Source organism: Streptomyces avidinii, from assembly GCF_014650695.1.
GTDB classification, from domain to species: Bacteria; Actinomycetota; Actinomycetes; order Streptomycetales; family Streptomycetaceae; genus Streptomyces; species Streptomyces avidinii.
The window spans coordinates 363305-378853 of the sequence record NZ_BMVL01000005.1 but is presented as its reverse complement, the minus strand read 5'-3'; the positions used below and the strand labels follow the sequence as shown (position 1 = coordinate 378853).

Genomic DNA, 15549 nt, shown 5'->3' with positions numbered 1-15549 from the left:
GCCGTCACCCCCTCCGGGGTGACGGCCCCGCGGGGTGCCCGTCGACCAGGGCGTACAGGCCGGACACCTCCGCGCCGCGTCGGCGCTTGGCCTCGATGGTCGTCATGCCCGCGTGCAGGGCGGTCGTGCCGTGGGCGTAGGCGTCCTCGATGGGCAGGTAGTACATGAGGTTGAAGTACAGGTGCGGGGCCGGGTGCCGGCGGTCGAGGGCGACGGCGCGGATCCACGTCGTGGTCCCGTAGTGGTAGTAGAGGCAGAAGCCGATCATCCGGTGTCCGTCGTAGGCGGCCACCACGCGCGCTTCGCTGCCCATCGCCGTGGCCTGCCGTTTGAGCAGACCGGTCATCGCGTCGATGCCGTCCCGGTCGTGGCCGTGGTCCTGCTGGTGTCCGGCGAGGAGTACTCCGGCGTCCTCGAAGCAGTCCGCGAGTAGCTGCCGGCGTACGTCGAGGGCGGCCGCGGCGAAGTCGCGGCGTTCACGGCGTACTCCGACACGGCGCTGTGAGGGCAGGGAGGAGATGTAGTCGTCGATGCCCGTGCCGGGGAGGGGGATGACGGCGTCGTCCTCCAGGTGGAGTGCGGGGTTGTCCGGGTAGAGGGGGGCGAGCCGGGTGGCGGCCGGGGCGGTGAGGTAGGGCCACCAGTGCGTCGTGCCGTGGTGGTCGGCGAAGCCGCGTACGGCGCCCCGGAGGTGGGTGAGGCAGGCGTCCTGCAGGCCGGGGCCGAGGCCGGGGGCCGTGAGCGCGGTGTTGTGGTAGCCGCGCCGCGCGCCGGCGATCACCCGCGGCCGCAGGTGCGGGGGCAATACGGTTTCGGGCCGGTAGCTGTCGTTCGGTTCGTCCCGCACCAGGTAGAGGGGGGCGGCGGCGAGCAGGGTGCCTTCGAGGTCCCGCACGAGCGCGTACGCACAGGTGGCGGTGGGGTCTTCCTCCTCGCCGGCGAGCCACCGGTGGGAGAGGTAGAGGCCCGCCGGCCGGGCGAGGTGCTCCCACTCGGCGGCGGGGACCTCGTGGACGGACTCGACGATGCTCGTGATCAACGGGGGTTCCTCCGGCGGTGGCGATTGGGGGCTTTGAGTGCGGGCGCGGCGAGTACGGCGATCAGACAGACGGCGGCTTCGACGCCCCAGGGCAGGAGGGGGCCGGCCTCCAGCAGCAGGGTGAACAGGGCGGGGGCGGCGACCATGCCGACGGCCCACGAGAACTGGTACAGGCCCTGTGTGAAGCCCCCGGCCGCCTGGGGAGTGAGGCTCACGGAGAGTTCGCTGAGCGCCGGGCCGAGGAGGATCTCCGCCACGCTGAACAGGGCGATCGCCACGATGAGGGCCGCCCAGGCGGTGGAAGCGACACCGGGCGGCCCGGGCAGTCCCGGCAGCGAGGGCAGGGCGAACGCCCCCATCCCCGCGGTCATGATCAGGTATCCGGCGGCGACGGCGCGGCGGGGCACCTTGGGCGCCACGTGTGCGGTGACGGCTGTCGAACATGCGGAGACGATGACGGTGTTGATGACGAACAGCGTGCTGGCCGCCGAGGCGGGGAGCCCCAGGGTGCGGGTGGTGTAGACGGCGACGAGGACGGCGAGCACGGCCTGCGCGAGGACGTACGGGATGTTGACGGCCACGAGCAGGAGGTAGCGGCGGGTGTTGTCGGCCCGGGTCACGAGGGCACTCGGCGGCGTACCGTCCGGTTCCGGCGGGCTGGTGGTCAGGGCGGCGAAGCAGGCGGCGGCCAGGAGGTAGGTGGCGGCATCGACCGCGATCATCCAGCGCAGCGAGCCGTTCCCGAACACGGCCAGGGCGCCCGCCGCGGCGGCGGACCCGGCGGCGAGCCCGACGTTGCGCAGCGAGCCGGTGAACGCGAACCAGGAGCGGCGTTCGTCGGCCCGGGTGACGTGGGTGATCAGGGTCCGCTGCGCGGTGAAGTACATGTTGATTCCGGCCTGTACGAGCACGTACACACCGGCGATGTGCCACGGCTCGCGGGCGAGCAGGAACAGGGCGAAGCCGACGGCGGAGAGGACGTTCGCCCACACCACGACGCGTTTCGGCCCGACACGGTCCATGAGGCGTCCGGCGAGGAACGTGACGGGCAGGGCGAGGGCCTGACCCACCGTCATCGTCGCGCCCACCTGTGCCAGTGGCAGGCCCTGGACATCGGTGAAGTAGAACAGTCCCAGCGGCAGGAGCATGCCGTTGCCGACGGAGTCGATCAGGTTGCCGGTGATGAAGAGGCCGTGCCCGCGCAGTCCGAGCAGGCCGAGGCGGTCCGCCGCGAGACGCGGGCGGCGGGTGTGGGTGGCCGCGCTCACCGGTTCAGCAGGGAGCTGATCTTGCCCAGGACATCGGCCGCGGGGAAGCCGGTCGCCTCGTGCAGCTCCGTCAGGGCCTTCACGGTCCGGTCCTCCTCGCCCTCGGCGAGGGTGATCACGACGATGTCGCCGTGGGAGGCGCCGTCGATGACCAGCTCGTGCGCGGTGGCCACCCGGACGCGTCGGCGCAGTTCGGTCACCACCGCCGGTGGGAGGCCTTCCCTGCCTTCCCCGGCAAGGAATTCGATCGCCCAGCCGGTCCGTTGTGCCGTGCCTCCGGTGAGGGGGAGGCCGCGGGCCATGCGGGCGAGCGAGGTGAAGGTGTTGGTGCCGGACGCGGCGCACGAGAGGGTGGTGGCGCCGCCGATGCGCGGGTTGATCTCCAGGATCACGAACCGGCCGCCGGTGTAGATCATGTCGACGTTCACCGACCCGTGCACTCCCATGGTTGCGCAGAAGTCCACCAGGGTACGGGCCACTTCGGCGAACGCGGCGTCCGCTTCCGGGCGTGGGCCGCACCAGCGCAGATCGGCGAAGGTGAACACCGGCTCCGCTCCGGCGCGTCCGGTCCAGCACAGGGGAAGGACCTGGTAGGAGCCGGGTAGCCCCACGATGTCCACGCTGCACAGGTCGCCTTCGACGACCTGTTCCACCACTGTCGACACCACTGCCGGCACCGACACCGACGCCGACTCCGGGCCCGGTGCGAGGAAGGCGTCGAGGTCGGCGGGTGAGCGCAGGGTGCGGATGCCCATGCTGGTCGAGTCCCATACGGGCTTCGACATCAGCGGGTAGCCGATCCGGTCTGCCTGCACGCGCAGTGCATCCCGGTAGCCGGGCACCGGAAGACCCCGTCCCGCCAGCAGATCGGAGTCGACACGGAACCCGTCGGGCACCAGCAGCCCGGCCTGCTTGCAGAGCTGCTTGGTCTCCCACTTGTCCACCAGCAGCATCGTCGCCGCGAGCGGAGTCATGACCGTCGGGATGCCCGCGGCGTCCAGGAGGGCCTTGGCCGCGGCGTCGCGCAGCGCGTTCTCGCACGGCAGCGAGATCGACACCGCCGCATCCGCCCCCCATGCGGCGACCGCGTCGGCGAGCTCCCGGGGCGTCACCCCCCGGTCGAGTCGCTGCCGGTGGCCGGGGAAGTCCTCGTCACCGGCGGTGCCGCTGGTGTGGAACAGCCCGGCCTCGATCCCGTCGGCGGCGAGCCCGCGTACGGCCTGCTGGATGTAGGGGTCGGCGCGCTGGATGCGTACCGACCGTAAGAACGCGATCTTCTGCACCTGCGTCAGCCCACTTCCGCTCGGGACCGGGCGGCCGCCCGGTCGGCCAGCCCGCGCGCCTGCTCAGCCGTTTCCGCACGGGCCACCACGTGCCCGATCCGGCAGGCCGAATCCGCCGGCTCCGGCACCACGGCGCCGGGACGCAGGTGCACCTCGCTGTGCGTACCGGGCAGGTCCGGGATGACCACCTCCCGCAGCACACCGCCGTGCTCCGGTAGCAGGAACCGGATCGACGCCGCGTCCGTACGGGAAGGAACGGTGTCGGGCACCAGGCCGAGCACGGCCTGGAGTTGGGCCACGGCTTCGCTCACTCCCGTCGCGGCCTCGACGATCTCGCACAGGTTGTCCCCCGGCAGGCGGGCACCGGTCTCGATCACGTACGGGGTCTCCGCGCCCGGCGGGATCTTCATCTCCGTATGCGCGATCCCGTTGCGGACGCCGACGGCGAGCGCCGCCCGCGCCGCGGTGTGCTGCACCTTCCTGACCAGCGGATCGGGCAGGCCGGAGGGGCAGGTGTGCCCGGTCTCGATGCGGTACCGGCCCTCGGTGGTGTCCTTCGCGACGACGGGCAGGGGGTACGCCACCCCGCCCGCGACCACGGTGTCGCAGGAGTACTCCGCCCCTGGGATGTACTCCTGCAGCAGGGCCCGCGTGTCGAGCTCCAGACCGTGCGGCTGGGCACGGGTGTACTGCTGGGCCGCGCCGACCGCGTCGGCGAGCCGGTCCGGGCCGTCGACGACGGACACGCCCCACGAGCCGCCCTGCTCCGCGGGCTTCACCACCAGCGGCCATCCCAGTCCGTGCGCCTGCACCACTCGGTGCGCCTCGCCGGCATCGTGCGCGACCGCCCAGCGGGGGGCGGGGATCCCGGCGACCGCGAAGGCCTCACCCATCAGGATCTTGTTCCGGGCCGCCCGCGCGAGCCCGGGATCGTTGCCGGGCAGGCCGATCCGTTCGGCGAGCAGCGCGGCGAGCGGGGTGAACAGCTCGAAGCAGGGGGCGACCGCGGTGATGGCGTGCTGCCGGCAGAAGGCGTCCATGTCCTCCAGGGCCCTCGGGGTGTCGGTCAGGTCGGTCGCGCACACCCCTGCGAGGGCGGCCCGCAGCCGGTCCGGGTAGTCGTCGTGGATGTCCTTGCGGGTGGCTGCGTACAGACGCACTCCCAGCCGGTCGGCCGCCTCGACGAGGAAGCGCCCCGCATTCCCCATCGGCTCGATCACCAGCACTCCCGGCCCGCGCGGACCCGCCCCGTTCTTCATTCCTCCAGCAAAGCCGCGGTACGGGCGTGACGGCTATGGGCCTGATCGACGAAAACAACTCGCCTCACAGCATGGGGCTTTGGAGCATGTGCCAACGAACTGGCCAGTAGGCACAAGGTATTTGGTGCGCCCACCCGATGGAATCGGACAGGTGTCCCGTGATCGGATCGCCAGGCTGGGCAAACCCGCGCCCGCAAACCCGTAGGGGAAGGCAACACCGTGACCAGCAGCCTGCACCGGCAGCTCGCCGACCACATCGACCAGGGCGTCATTCCGCCCTATCAGTACTCGTACCCGCCCCGCTCCACGTACCGGCCCCTCCCGGAGGGCAAGTGGAGCATCCCGGAGGTGTGGGCGGCGGATCTGGCCAACTACCAGGTCCCCGAGCTCAATCTCTACCTGCACGTGCCCTTCTGCGACCGCAAATGCGGCTTCTGCAACCTCTATACGATCATCAGCACCGACGAGGACGTCTACGACGCGTACACCGACGCCCTCTGTACCCAGATCCGCGATCACGCGGAGATCATCCAGGCCCGGCGTTTACGCACCATCTACATCGGCGGCGGCACTCCTGCCCTGCTCAAGCCCCGCCACTTCGAGCAGATCTTCACCACCATCGGCGAGATCTACCCCAACTGGCGCTCCACGGCCGAGGAGGTCGCCGTGGAAGCCACCCCGTCGTCGATCGCCGAAGCGCCCGACGAGTTCAAGGCCCTCATCGACATGGGCCTCACCCGCGCCAACGTCGGCATCCAGTCCCTCGTCCCCCGCGAGATCCGCGAAGCCGGCCGCGGCGGCGAGGACGAGGACGTCATCCGCCGCGCCGTCCGCACCGCCCACGAACTCGGCCTGCCGGACCTGTCCACCGACCTGATCATGGGCTTCGCGGGGCAGACCCCCGAGACCTGGAGGCAGAGCGTGGACGAGCTGGCCGCGCTCCGGCCGACCACCATCAGCACCTACTTCCTCACGGTGCGGCCGGACGCCTGGTTCTCCAAGACCGGCGCCTACCAGTACATGTGGCAGCCCGAGCTGTACGAGCGCTACGACTACGCCCGCCAGGTCTTCCTCGACCACGGCTACGTCCAGGAGGGCTCCGTCCGCTACAAGAAGCCCGGTCGCGGCGGCTACGTCCAGAAGGTGCTCACGTTCCACGGCGTGCCCCTGCTCGGCCTCGGCGTCGGCGCCCGCTCGTACACCAGCGTGCTCGACTACATGTGCGGCAGCGTGAAGCCCTCGACGGCCGAGGTCGCCGATTACATCAAGAGGGCCAGGAACCACGAGCTCGCGCCCGTCACCGGCTTCGAGCTGACCGGCGAGGAGATCGTCCGCAAGCGCCTCGTCCTCGACACGTTCGACCTCGACCTCACGGAGCTCGACCGCTTCGGCTACCAGAAGCACGCCGCCGAGTTCGAACCCGTCCTCGAAGCGGCCGAGTCCAACGGGCTCGTCCACCGCCTCGGCCGGCGCGTCCAGCTGACCCCCAAGGGCTTCAAGTACCGCGACGTGCTGTCCTGGATGTTCTACTCCGGGTCCGTCAAGGACCTCGACCGCGAGTACTACGAGAACCTCCACGCGGCGAACGAGCGCGCCCGCAAGAACATGGGGGCGACGCCGGTACGGATCACCGGCGTCGACCTGCGCGAGCGCGAGGGAGCCGCGTGAGCGATCTGTACATCGCGGCGGGCGGAGGAGGAGACCCCGTCGGGACCCTCATCGCCGCCCGCACCCTCACGGCGGACCCGGCGAACTCGGCCGATGTGCCGCTGATCGCCACCTACGCGTGGGAGCGCCCCGAGGTCGACCCGACCGCCGGCCCCCTCGGGGAAAGGGACTTCGGCGGACTGGTCCACGAAGGCGGCGGCATCGGGGCCGGCGGCTTCGCAGCCTTCGCGCCGGCCACCCGCGCCCGCCCGCCGGCCGGATCCACCATGCCCGCCCTCGCCGGGGACCTGCCCGCCCGGCTGCTGCTCCTCGACCCCGCCCGGGGACTCTCCGCCCTGTCACGGCAGATCGGAGCCATGGCCGAAGCCGCCGGCGGCCGGATCCACATCGTCGACATCGGCGGCGACATCCTGACCCACGGCAACGAGCCCGACCTGTGCAGCCCGTTCGGGGACGCCCTCACCCTCGCCGCATGCCACCTGACCGGCATCCCCACCACCGTCCACATCGCGGGGCCCGGCCTCGACGGAGAGATCGGTGAGCAGCCCCTCCTGGAACGCCTCGCCGGAAGCCACCCCCTCGTCCCCGACCGGGTCGCAGCGGCAGCCGCCGCCCGCGCGCTGGCCTGGCACCCCTCCGAGGCATCCGCACTGTGGGCCGCCGCCATCCACGGCGCCCGCGGCACCGTCCGCGCCGTCAACAACGTCATCCGCCTCACGGAGGTCTCCCCACGGCTGTACGCTCTGCCGCTCCCGGAGGCCATCGGCCACAATCCGGTCGCCCGGGCCCTCGTCGACGAGCAACCGGCAACCCTGGCTGCGGCCGCCGACCTCTCCCACCGGCTCACCGGCATTCCCGGGCTGGCGAGCGAGCGCACCCGAACGCCCCGGCAGGAGCCGCCCGCCGGGGGAATCGCCTTCCTCGACCGGGACGTGGCGATGAAGACCCTCCGCGAAACGGCCGACGGGGCCGACCACGTCACCCTCCGCCACGCCGCCCGCGCCCTCGGCCTCACCTGGACGGACATTCCCGCCCTCCGAGCCGCCCTCACCACGGACACCCCCCTCCTCCGGCTCACCTGACCCGGCCGAGGAGACTCGGCCCGGATCCCCGAGGGCATGGCCGAACGTCCCCCACGCGCCGGCCGGGGCTGCCCGGCCCCGGCCGGCGAAGGGGGCTCGGACTGCGGAGGGGCTCGGACGGCGGAGGAGGCTCGGACGGCGGCCCGCCCGGTCCTGGCGCTGTCCGGGCAGGACGGCGCCGAGCATCACAGCGAGGTGCCGGTGGGGGCCGGGGGCGGTGTGGCCGCGGGGCGCAGCGGCACCCGCTCGGCACCGCTGTCCGCGCCCAGGCCCGCGAGCAGACGCAGACCGTCTTCGGCGGGGCTGCCCGGGGCCGCGGACAGCACCAGCAGCTCCATGCCCGGTTCGTCGGGCAGCGCGAAGTTCTCCTGGTGCAGTTCCAGCAGTCCGACCAGCGGGTGCCGGTACGCCTTGCGTCCATGGGTGCGGGCACGCACGTCCGCGCCGGCCCAGAGGCGGCGGAAGCGCTCGCTGCCCATCGCCAACTCGCCTATGAGCGAGGCCAGGCGGGGGTCCTCGGGGTACTTCCCCGCGGCCAGACGCAGGTGCCCGACCACGTCGAGGGTGCATGTCTCCCAGCCCGCGTAGAGGCCGCGCTCCGCCTCCTCCAGGAAGATGTGCCGAGCGGTGTTCAGGCCCGGCAGGGGCCGACCGTAGAGGAGCCCGGCGAGGCTGTTCCCGGCGAGCACGTCCAGACGGTGGTCCATGATCAGCGCGGGCACGCCGGCGAACAGGTCGAGGACGCGCAGCACCTCCGGCCGGACCCTCCCCCGGCCTCCCGCCGCGGGGACCCCCTTGCCCGAGATCACGTTCCGGCGGCAGAACTTCGGTGACTACGAAATCCCCTCGCTGCACCGGAAGGAGGGGCTGGAGCCCGCGGGCCGCACAGGTTTCGGGCCGCACCTGCGCGGCTGACTCCCCTGCGGCCGGCCTCCACCGGCGGCATGAACGTGCCGGCCCCGGCCGTCGTCGGGGCCCTCGGCTCATGAGCCGAGGGCGTCCTCGATGTCCTGCTGCCAGTAGGTGACCGTCAACGAGCTGTCGTAGTGGACACCTTGAGTCGGCAGTGGCGGGATGGCGGATGCGCCGCCACCGCTGTTGGGCGTCCGGCCCTGGAAGGCGATCGTGAGCCGGTGCCCGGTCGTCCCGCCCTCACCGCTGCCGTCGGCCGCCGCGAGGATGGCCGCCGCGTAGCCCGACTCGCCGGGTGCGAGGGAGACCACGGCCTGGGGCCGGGTCTCCTGGCGCGCGGCGGGCGCCCACTGCATCTCGTCGAAGCGGAGCACCGGGTGGTAGGTCAGGTCGCAGACCTTGGAGCCGGTGTTCTTCACCGTGATCAGCATGTGGTTGAGGGGACGGGAGACCGGCTGGACGGTGACGGCGGTGTTCGAGCCGTTGCACAGGACGCGCTCGCCCGCGGCGGGCGGCTCCGCGGAGCCCTTCTCCTTGGCCGGGTCGGTGCCGTTCTTCCCGCCGCCGGTGGTCGACGCGGATCCCGGGGCCGGGGTGGCCGTCGTCCCCTGCTGACCTCCCGTCGTGCCCTGGGTGCCGGTCGCGCCGTCCGCCGTCGGGGGTGTGGCCGCGGCGGAGCCCGTGACGGCTGCGGCGCCCTCGTCCCTGATGCCCGTGCCGTCCTGACACGCGGTGAGGGCGAGCGCGGCAAGGGCGACTGCGGAGGCGGTCGCGAGCCGTCGGACGGCGCGGGGGCGGAACGTACGGGTGCCGGTAGGAGTGGAGGTGCTGCGGGAGGCGATCATGACTGATTCCCTTTCATACGGCCTGCCTTCGACGGCCGGTCGGACCGGGCCGCCGGAAGCGGTGTGCTTGGATGGCCTCAGCCTGTGCGGTGATCCGTCCCAGCCGCCACGCCCGAGGGGCAGCCAGGGAATCCGGGACGCCGACATGGGCTCTGAACTGCGAAGACAACCCGTTCCTGGGACGTGGGACGGGACACGGGGTGGGAGGAATCGGTGTCGGAGGACACTGCCGAGGCCGGGTTCGCCCGGCAGCTGCGGGAGTTGAAGGACAGGTCCGGGCACAGCTACGGAACGCTCGCCAAGCGACTCCACATGAGCACCTCGACGCTCCACCGGTACTGCAGGGGCGACGTCGTCCCGACGGACTACGCCCCCCTCGAACGGTTCGCCCGCCTCTGCAGGGCATCGCCCGAGGAACTCGTCGAACTGCACCGGCACTGGGTGCTGGCGGACGCGAACCGGCCGCGCAAGGGCGGCGGTCCGGGTCCGGGTCCGGGCGGCAAGGCGCCGGCCGGCACGGGCCTGGCCGAGGTGCCCCGGCCGTCGCCCGAGGAGCCCGAGCCCGGTGCCGCTGCAGGGCCCTCGGCAGCCGCGGAGGCACTGCCCGAGCCCCTTCCGGCCGAGCAGCTGCACGTCACCTCCGGTCCGGCCGCACCGAAGCAGCGCCGCCGGAGCCCCAGGGCCGTCCTCGCCGGGATCGCCGTGGCCGTCGTGGCCGGAGCGGTCGTGCTCACCGCGAACCTGCCGGGACGGGACGCCGACGTCCGGAACGGTCCCGCCGCCGCCGCATCCCTCCCGGGCGGAGAAGCGGAACCCGCGGAAGGCGGGGACGGCAAGGCGGCTCCCCCGGCGCCGACCGCAGCGACCGGCACCTCGCCCCCGGCATCCCCGCCCGGTGCCCCTCGGGCCGGTGACGGCGCCGAGGGCGGCGGGGGCGGCACCGGCGCGACCGCCACGGGGCCGCTCCCTGCCGGGCGCGGCGACCTCGCCGCGTCCGGCACGCCGGTGAAGGTGACCATCCAGCCGTACACCTGGGAGTCGCCCTGCGGCCAGCACTACCTGATCGACAGGCCCCCGGCCCAGGTGGGCCCGCCGCCCGTGGAGCGGGACGCGCCCGCGTGGGTGGCGGCGTCCGGAGCCGTATCCGCCGGCGAGCAGTACGTCACGCTGAGCCTTCAGGGCTCCGGCAAGGAGACGGTGGTCCTGGACGGCCTGACCGTCCGTATGGCCGGCAAGCGTGCGCCCCTCGGCTGGAACGACTACGCCATGGGCTACCCGGGTGTCGGCTGCGGTGCCGGTGTGCCGACCCGGTCCTTCACCGTGGCCCTCGACGCCGCCCGTCCGGCCGTCGTGCCCGAGGCGGGGCAGCCGAACTTCCCCTTCAAGGTCAGCGAGTCCGAGCCGGAAGTCTTCTACATCAAGGCCGACGCCTCGGCGTACGACGTCAGCTGGTACCTGGAGTTGTCCTGGTCGAGCGGTTCCCGCCGCGGCACCCTGACCATCGACCACAACGGCAAGCCGTTCCGCACCAGCGGCCGCAACGGAAGGCCCGGCTACGAATTCCCGCTCGGCGGGGAGGGGTGGGTCAAGGCGGGCACGACACGCTGACGGGCCTTTCGGCCGATCCCGGCGGCGGCCACGTCCACCGGGTGCCCGTGTACGTTTCCGGCCGACCGTCGCGGTTCGTCAGGGTGCTGGTCCGCTCCGATCCGGCACGCCCGCTCGTATGCGTTCTCGCAGGTGAGCAGCCCTCTGGCAGGATGCCTGTATCTCCCCTAGGGTGTGAGGGAAGTCCGGTCGGCGTCCGGGGCCGTACCCGCCTTTCCGGTCGACACCCTGGAAGGCCCACCATCATGAGCAGCCAGCGATCACGCATCGCCTTCGGCCTCATGCCGTGGCCGCAACGCCGGGCCATCGCCACCGCCCTCCGCACCGCGACCGTCGGCCGGCTGCGCGGCGGCGCCGCGCTGCCGGTCATCGCCGCGGTGTGCGGCACGACGGTACCGACGACTCTGTACGCGCCGCCCGCCGGCCTCGGTGGCGGCCTCGCGCGCATCCACCGGCGCAACGGGGCAGAACAAGCCGCCACCCGGCACGACTGACCGCATCGGAGGTACGGCACCATGGCGATCACCCTGCTCAGCATCGCCATCGTGGTGGCGGCCCTCGTCATCAGGACGGCGATCGCCGAGATCCGCCGGCCCGGCAGCGGACGCAGGCACTGGAAGTTCCTCACGGACCCCCGGGCCCTCGCCGCCGGAGCCCTCACCGCGCTGCTGCTCGGCCTCCTCGCCCGGGCCACGGCCGGGCCCGTCGCCGTGGCCTGGGCCGTGCTCGCCGGCGCGCTCGTCGCCTACGTGGCCGGTGCCGACGAACGCGACGGCTGACGCAAGCGGCGGCGGGGAGCCGGACCGGGCTGCGCGCTACCACCGGGCACCTCGGGGTGCCGGGTCTGGGCAGCGGGCAGCGCGTGCAGGCCGGGGCCGCCGAGGGTGCCGGCGCGATCGGCCATCAGCGCGCGCAGGCATGCCTCGGCCGCCGCGTCCGCCGGGGTGAGGACGATCAGGGACTGCCCGGCCCCGTCCAGGGTGGCCAGTGTGTCGTAGTGGACGGTCAGCTCGCCGACCGAAGGATGGCTGATCCGCTTGGTGCCGTGAGCACGCTCCCTCACCGTGTGATCGTCCCACCAGAGGGCGAACTCCGTGACGGTCGAGCGCAGTTCCCCGATCACTTCCAGCAGCCGCGGTTCGTCGGGGTGGCGCGCGAGCGTGGCGCGCAGGTTGCCCACCGTCTCGCGGGCCACCCGGGCCCAGTCCAGCTGCATCTCCCGCATGCGGGGCGACAGGAACAGCATCCGGGCCGTGTTGTCCGCGAGGCCGGAGCCGAAGTCCTCGCCGAAGAGCGCGGCCGCGGCGCTGTTGTGGGCCAGGACGTCGAACCTGAAGTCGACGAGGTAGGCGGGCAGGAGCGGCATTCCGTCCATCAGGACCCGCAGCGACTCGCTCACCGGCAGGCACTCGGGGCGGGGCACGGGCGCCTCGCCCCGGGCGATCACGTGCAGGTGCCGGCGTTCGGCGGGCGACAGCCGCAGCGCCCGGGCGAGGCCGTCGAGCACCGCGGTGCCGGGCGCGCTCGCCCGCCCCTGCTCCAGCCGGATGTACCACTCGACGCTGACGGCAGCCAGCTGGGCGACCTCCTGCCGCCGCAGACCCGGTGTGCGGCGACGTCCCTGGTCCGCCAGTCCCACGTCGTCCGGCCGCAGCCGCTCCCGCATGGCCCGCAGGAACTGCGCCAGCTCCTCGTTGCGCCCTGTTCGTATATGCACCACGCCCCATCATCGCCCCACATCGCGGCGCCCTGTCCACACCGGACGGTGGTACGGCGGGTACCAGCATCCGGAGGGCCTTCCCGCCCGTCCGCGCGCTCGGGACCATCGGTTCACCACCGACCTTCAGGAGGATCCGATGAAGAAGTCCCCGCTCACCACCGGTACGGCCGTGACCGTGCCCGAGGCAGCCGAACCCACCGCTCCCCCCATCGACCCCGCGGACTACGGATACACCAAGGTCCGCAGGGGTGCGCCCGACTCCGCCGAACGCTTCACGGTGACCAGCCCCGACGTGCGCGACGGCGCGGCGCTCCCCGCCGACACCTGGGCCGACGCCTTCGGCTGCACCGGCGACAACCGGCAGCCCCGGCTGTCGTGGAGCGGCGCTCCGCAGGCCACCCGCAGCTACGCGATCACCATGTTCGACCCCGACGCGCCCACCGGAGCCGGATTCTGGCACTGGCTCGTCTGGGACATCCCCGTCGGGGACACCGGCATGGACATCCGGCTGCCGGCCGGCGCGGTCACCGGGACCAACGACTCAGGAAACACGGGCTACCTGGGGCCATGCCCTCCGGTCGGCGACCTCACCCACCACTACGAGATCACGGTGTACGCGCTCGACGTGCCCGCGCTCGGTCTGCCCGCGTCCACGCCGCCGACCATTGTCGCGTTCATGATGTCCCGCCACATCATCGGGTACGCGCGGATCACCGGCACGGTCCGCCGCTGACCCGCCCGTCCGCGCCCGCCCGTACGCGCCCAGCGGTACGCGCCCACCCGGCGCCCCGTCCGAAGCAGCGGTGGGCGCAGCCGCTCGTCAGCCGATCGCCTGCTCCGTCCAGATGGTCTTCCCGGTGCTGGTGAACCGGCTGCCCCAGCGGTCGGTGAGCTGGGCCACGAGGAAGAGGCCGCGCCCGCCTTCGTCCGTGTCCCGTGCGCGGCGCAGGCGCGGCTGGGTGCTGCTGGTGTCGGACACCTCGCAGACGAGCAGCCGGTCGCGGATCAGCCTGAGCCCCACCGGTCCGCCCGCGTATCGGATCGCGTTCGTGACGAGCTCGCTGGCGACGAGCTCCGTCACGAAGCCCATGTCCTCCAACTGCCAGTCGGACAGCCGGCCCAGGACCAGCTCACGGGCGTGCGCGACGAGGGACAGATCGGGTTCGAGTTCCCATTCGGCGACCTGGTCCGATGTGAGCGCACGGGTGCGGGCGAGCAGCAGGGCCACGTCGTCGGCGGCCTCGTGGGGCAGCACCTCGTCGCAAAGGGTCTGGCTGATCTCGCCGAGCGGCCGGTTCGGCCCGGCCGCTCCGGCGAGCGATCTCCGCAGCCTTTCCATCCCTTGGTCGATGTCGCCGCCGCGGCGCTCCACGAGTCCGTCCGTGTAGAGCGCCAGCGTGCTGCCGGGCTGTACGCCGAACTCGGTGACCTCGAACGGCATTCCGCCGACGCCGAGGGGCGGTCCCGGCGTCATGCCCAGGAAGTACGGCTCCTCCCCGGGGGGCAGCAGGGCCGGCGGCGGATGTCCCGCGGTGGCGGCGGCGCACTGTTTCGTCACGGGATCGTAGACGGCGTACAGGCACGTCGCTCCGAGCACAGCGGGCTCCGCACGGGAGGCGCCGGCCATGTGCTCGCTGGAGAATCCGAGCACCAGGTCGTCCAGATGCGTGAGCAGCTCACCGGGATCCAGATCGAGGTCTGCCAGGGTCTGCACCGCGGTCCGCAGTCGTGCCATCGCCGCAGTGGCCTCGAGTCCATGGCCGACGACGTCCCCGACGACGAACGCCACGCGCAGCGACGGCAGGGGAATCACGTCGAACCAGTCCCCGCCGACCCCGACGCCGCCCCCGGCCGGCTGGTAGACACCCGCGGTGTCCGCGGCCGCCGTGTTCACGACGGAGTGCGGCAGCAGGCTTCGTTGCAGGGCCAGGGCCGACCGGTGTTCCTTCGTGTAGCGGCGGGCGTTGTCCACGCCGAGGGCGGCCCTGGAGGCGACGTCCTGCAGGAGGGCGGCGTCCGCCTCGTCGTACGCGGAGGGCAGCTGGCTGCGCCAGACCGTGACGCAGCCGAGGATCAGCCCCCGGGCGTAGAGCGGCACCGCCACGGAGGAGTGGGCCCCGGTCGGGACGAACAGCCGCAGGGTCTCGGGGTCCACTCCGAGCTCCGCCCGGAGTTCGGCGACGTCGGACACCAGCACCGGCCGTCCCGCCATGAGCGGACGCATCACCTCCGTGTCCGGTACGGGAGGGAGTGCCTCTCCGACCGGCAGGAGGTCCTCTGCGGAAATCCCCGGGCTCTGCGCGGAGGCGGCCCGGCGCAGGCGGACATCGTCACTGGCGTGCAGGTGCGGGGGCTCGTCGCCCACCAGCACCGGTTCGGCGAGGTCCACCGTCGCCAGGTCGGCGAAATCGGGTACCAGCAGGTTCACGAGGACCTGAGCCATGTCCGTCACGTCCAGGGAGACCCCGATGCTGGCGGCGGCGGCGTGGGCCAGCCCCGTCCTGCGCCGTTCCGAGTCGGGCCCGGCGGTCGCCGTCGCGGTCTCCACCGGGGTGAGCAGGACGAGCCAGTGCGGGGCGGCATCGGAAGCGCCGGACGTGCGCGCCGCGAGCCGGACCACTGTGCAGACCTGTGGGACCTGGGCCTCTTGACCTGCATGAGCGCCACCGGGAGTGGTCACGGGGAGCACGACCGTCGGTGCCTCCGCAGCGGCACGCGCCGGCAGATCCAGCAAGGGAGCACAGATCTGTCCCGGCGAGCATTCCAGCAGCAGCGCGGCCCGTTCCGATATGGCGACGACCACGCCTGCGTCGTCCAGTACGACCGCAGGGGTTTCGTTCACGGGCACCGAGGCCGGCCTCGGGC

General features: G+C 72.6%; 13 protein-coding genes and 2 pseudogenes. 7 read left to right on the top strand and 8 right to left on the bottom strand.

Annotated features, from left to right (window positions below):
• Window positions 1-4 precede the first annotated feature (4 nt).
• Genes IE257_RS15445 through IE257_RS15430 form a run of 4 tightly spaced genes read right to left on the bottom strand, consistent with a single transcriptional unit; the run spans window position 5 to window position 4849 of the window.
• Window positions 5-1039 carry a peptidogalycan biosysnthesis protein gene (locus tag IE257_RS15445; protein ID WP_189968888.1) on the bottom strand — a complete coding sequence of 345 codons (1035 nt, stop codon included), beginning with the start codon at window positions 1037-1039 and terminating at the stop codon, window positions 5-7.
• The gene (locus IE257_RS15440) at window positions 1036-2307 is read right to left on the bottom strand and encodes an MFS transporter (protein ID WP_189968886.1); all 1272 of its coding nucleotides are present in this window, start codon (window positions 2305-2307) and stop codon (window positions 1036-1038) included. The genes IE257_RS15445 and IE257_RS15440 overlap by 4 nt, the downstream gene beginning before the upstream one ends.
• Entirely contained in the window at window positions 2304-3590 is a 1287-nt protein-coding gene (locus IE257_RS15435; protein ID WP_189968884.1) for an ATP-grasp domain-containing protein, read from the bottom strand. The genes IE257_RS15440 and IE257_RS15435 overlap by 4 nt, the downstream gene beginning before the upstream one ends.
• A 5-nt stretch (window positions 3591-3595) precedes the next feature.
• Window positions 3596-4849, bottom strand: a complete 1254-nt coding sequence (locus IE257_RS15430; RefSeq protein WP_189968882.1) for an ATP-grasp domain-containing protein — start codon at window positions 4847-4849, stop codon at window positions 3596-3598.
• A gap of 219 nt (window positions 4850-5068) precedes the next feature.
• Between IE257_RS15430 and IE257_RS15425 the strand changes: the two genes are divergently transcribed.
• Entirely contained in the window at window positions 5069-6517 is a 1449-nt protein-coding gene (locus IE257_RS15425) for a coproporphyrinogen-III oxidase family protein (RefSeq protein ID WP_189968879.1), read from the top strand.
• Window positions 6514-7599, top strand: coding sequence for a DUF1152 domain-containing protein (locus IE257_RS15420; protein ID WP_189968877.1), 1086 nt, complete (start codon window positions 6514-6516; stop codon window positions 7597-7599). Before IE257_RS15425 ends, IE257_RS15420 begins: the two co-directional genes overlap by 4 nt.
• Before the next feature lie 185 nt (window positions 7600-7784).
• On the opposite strand, the pseudogene IE257_RS15415 reads toward IE257_RS15420, so the two are convergent.
• A pseudogene (locus IE257_RS15415) lies at window positions 7785-8369 on the bottom strand (MmyB family transcriptional regulator); the annotation flags it as partial.
• 34 nt (window positions 8370-8403) lie between these two features.
• Between IE257_RS15415 and IE257_RS38255 the strand changes: the two are divergent.
• Window positions 8404-8514 (top strand): annotated as a pseudogene (locus IE257_RS38255) (NAD(P)H-dependent oxidoreductase); the annotation flags it as partial.
• 68 nt (window positions 8515-8582) lie between these two features.
• On the opposite strand, the gene IE257_RS15410 reads toward IE257_RS38255, so the two are convergent.
• Window positions 8583-9356 (bottom strand): DUF4232 domain-containing protein, encoded by a 774-nt coding sequence (locus IE257_RS15410; RefSeq protein ID WP_189968875.1) that lies wholly within the window; start codon window positions 9354-9356, stop codon window positions 8583-8585.
• Window positions 9357-9569: 213 nt separating this feature from the next.
• On the opposite strand from IE257_RS15410, the gene IE257_RS15405 reads away from it, so the two are divergent.
• The 3 genes from IE257_RS15405 to IE257_RS15395 all read left to right on the top strand — a co-directional run bounded on the left by IE257_RS15405 (window position 9570) and on the right by IE257_RS15395 (window position 11743).
• Window positions 9570-10964, top strand: a complete 1395-nt coding sequence (locus IE257_RS15405) for a helix-turn-helix domain-containing protein (RefSeq protein WP_189968874.1) — start codon at window positions 9570-9572, stop codon at window positions 10962-10964.
• A gap of 245 nt (window positions 10965-11209) precedes the next feature.
• Window positions 11210-11458 (top strand): hypothetical protein, encoded by a 249-nt coding sequence (locus tag IE257_RS15400; protein ID WP_189968872.1) that lies wholly within the window; start codon window positions 11210-11212, stop codon window positions 11456-11458.
• Between the two features lie 21 nt (window positions 11459-11479).
• Window positions 11480-11743: a hypothetical protein gene (locus tag IE257_RS15395; RefSeq protein WP_189968870.1), complete on the top strand. Its 264-nt coding sequence runs from the start codon at window positions 11480-11482 to the stop codon at window positions 11741-11743.
• On the opposite strand, the gene IE257_RS15390 is transcribed toward IE257_RS15395, so the two are convergent.
• Window positions 11710-12681: a helix-turn-helix transcriptional regulator gene (locus IE257_RS15390; RefSeq protein ID WP_229920377.1), complete on the bottom strand. Its 972-nt coding sequence runs from the start codon at window positions 12679-12681 to the stop codon at window positions 11710-11712. The genes IE257_RS15395 and IE257_RS15390 overlap by 34 nt on opposite strands.
• Window positions 12682-12820: 139 nt before the next feature.
• Between IE257_RS15390 and IE257_RS15385 the strand changes: the two genes are divergently transcribed.
• Window positions 12821-13417, top strand: coding sequence for a YbhB/YbcL family Raf kinase inhibitor-like protein (locus IE257_RS15385; protein WP_189968869.1), 597 nt, complete (start codon window positions 12821-12823; stop codon window positions 13415-13417).
• Window positions 13418-13504: 87 nt separating this feature from the next.
• Here IE257_RS15385 and IE257_RS15380 read toward each other — a convergent pair whose 3' ends face one another.
• The gene (locus IE257_RS15380; protein ID WP_189968867.1) at window positions 13505-15526 is read right to left on the bottom strand and encodes an ATP-binding SpoIIE family protein phosphatase; all 2022 of its coding nucleotides are present in this window, start codon (window positions 15524-15526) and stop codon (window positions 13505-13507) included.
• Window positions 15527-15549: the final 23 nt, after the last annotated feature.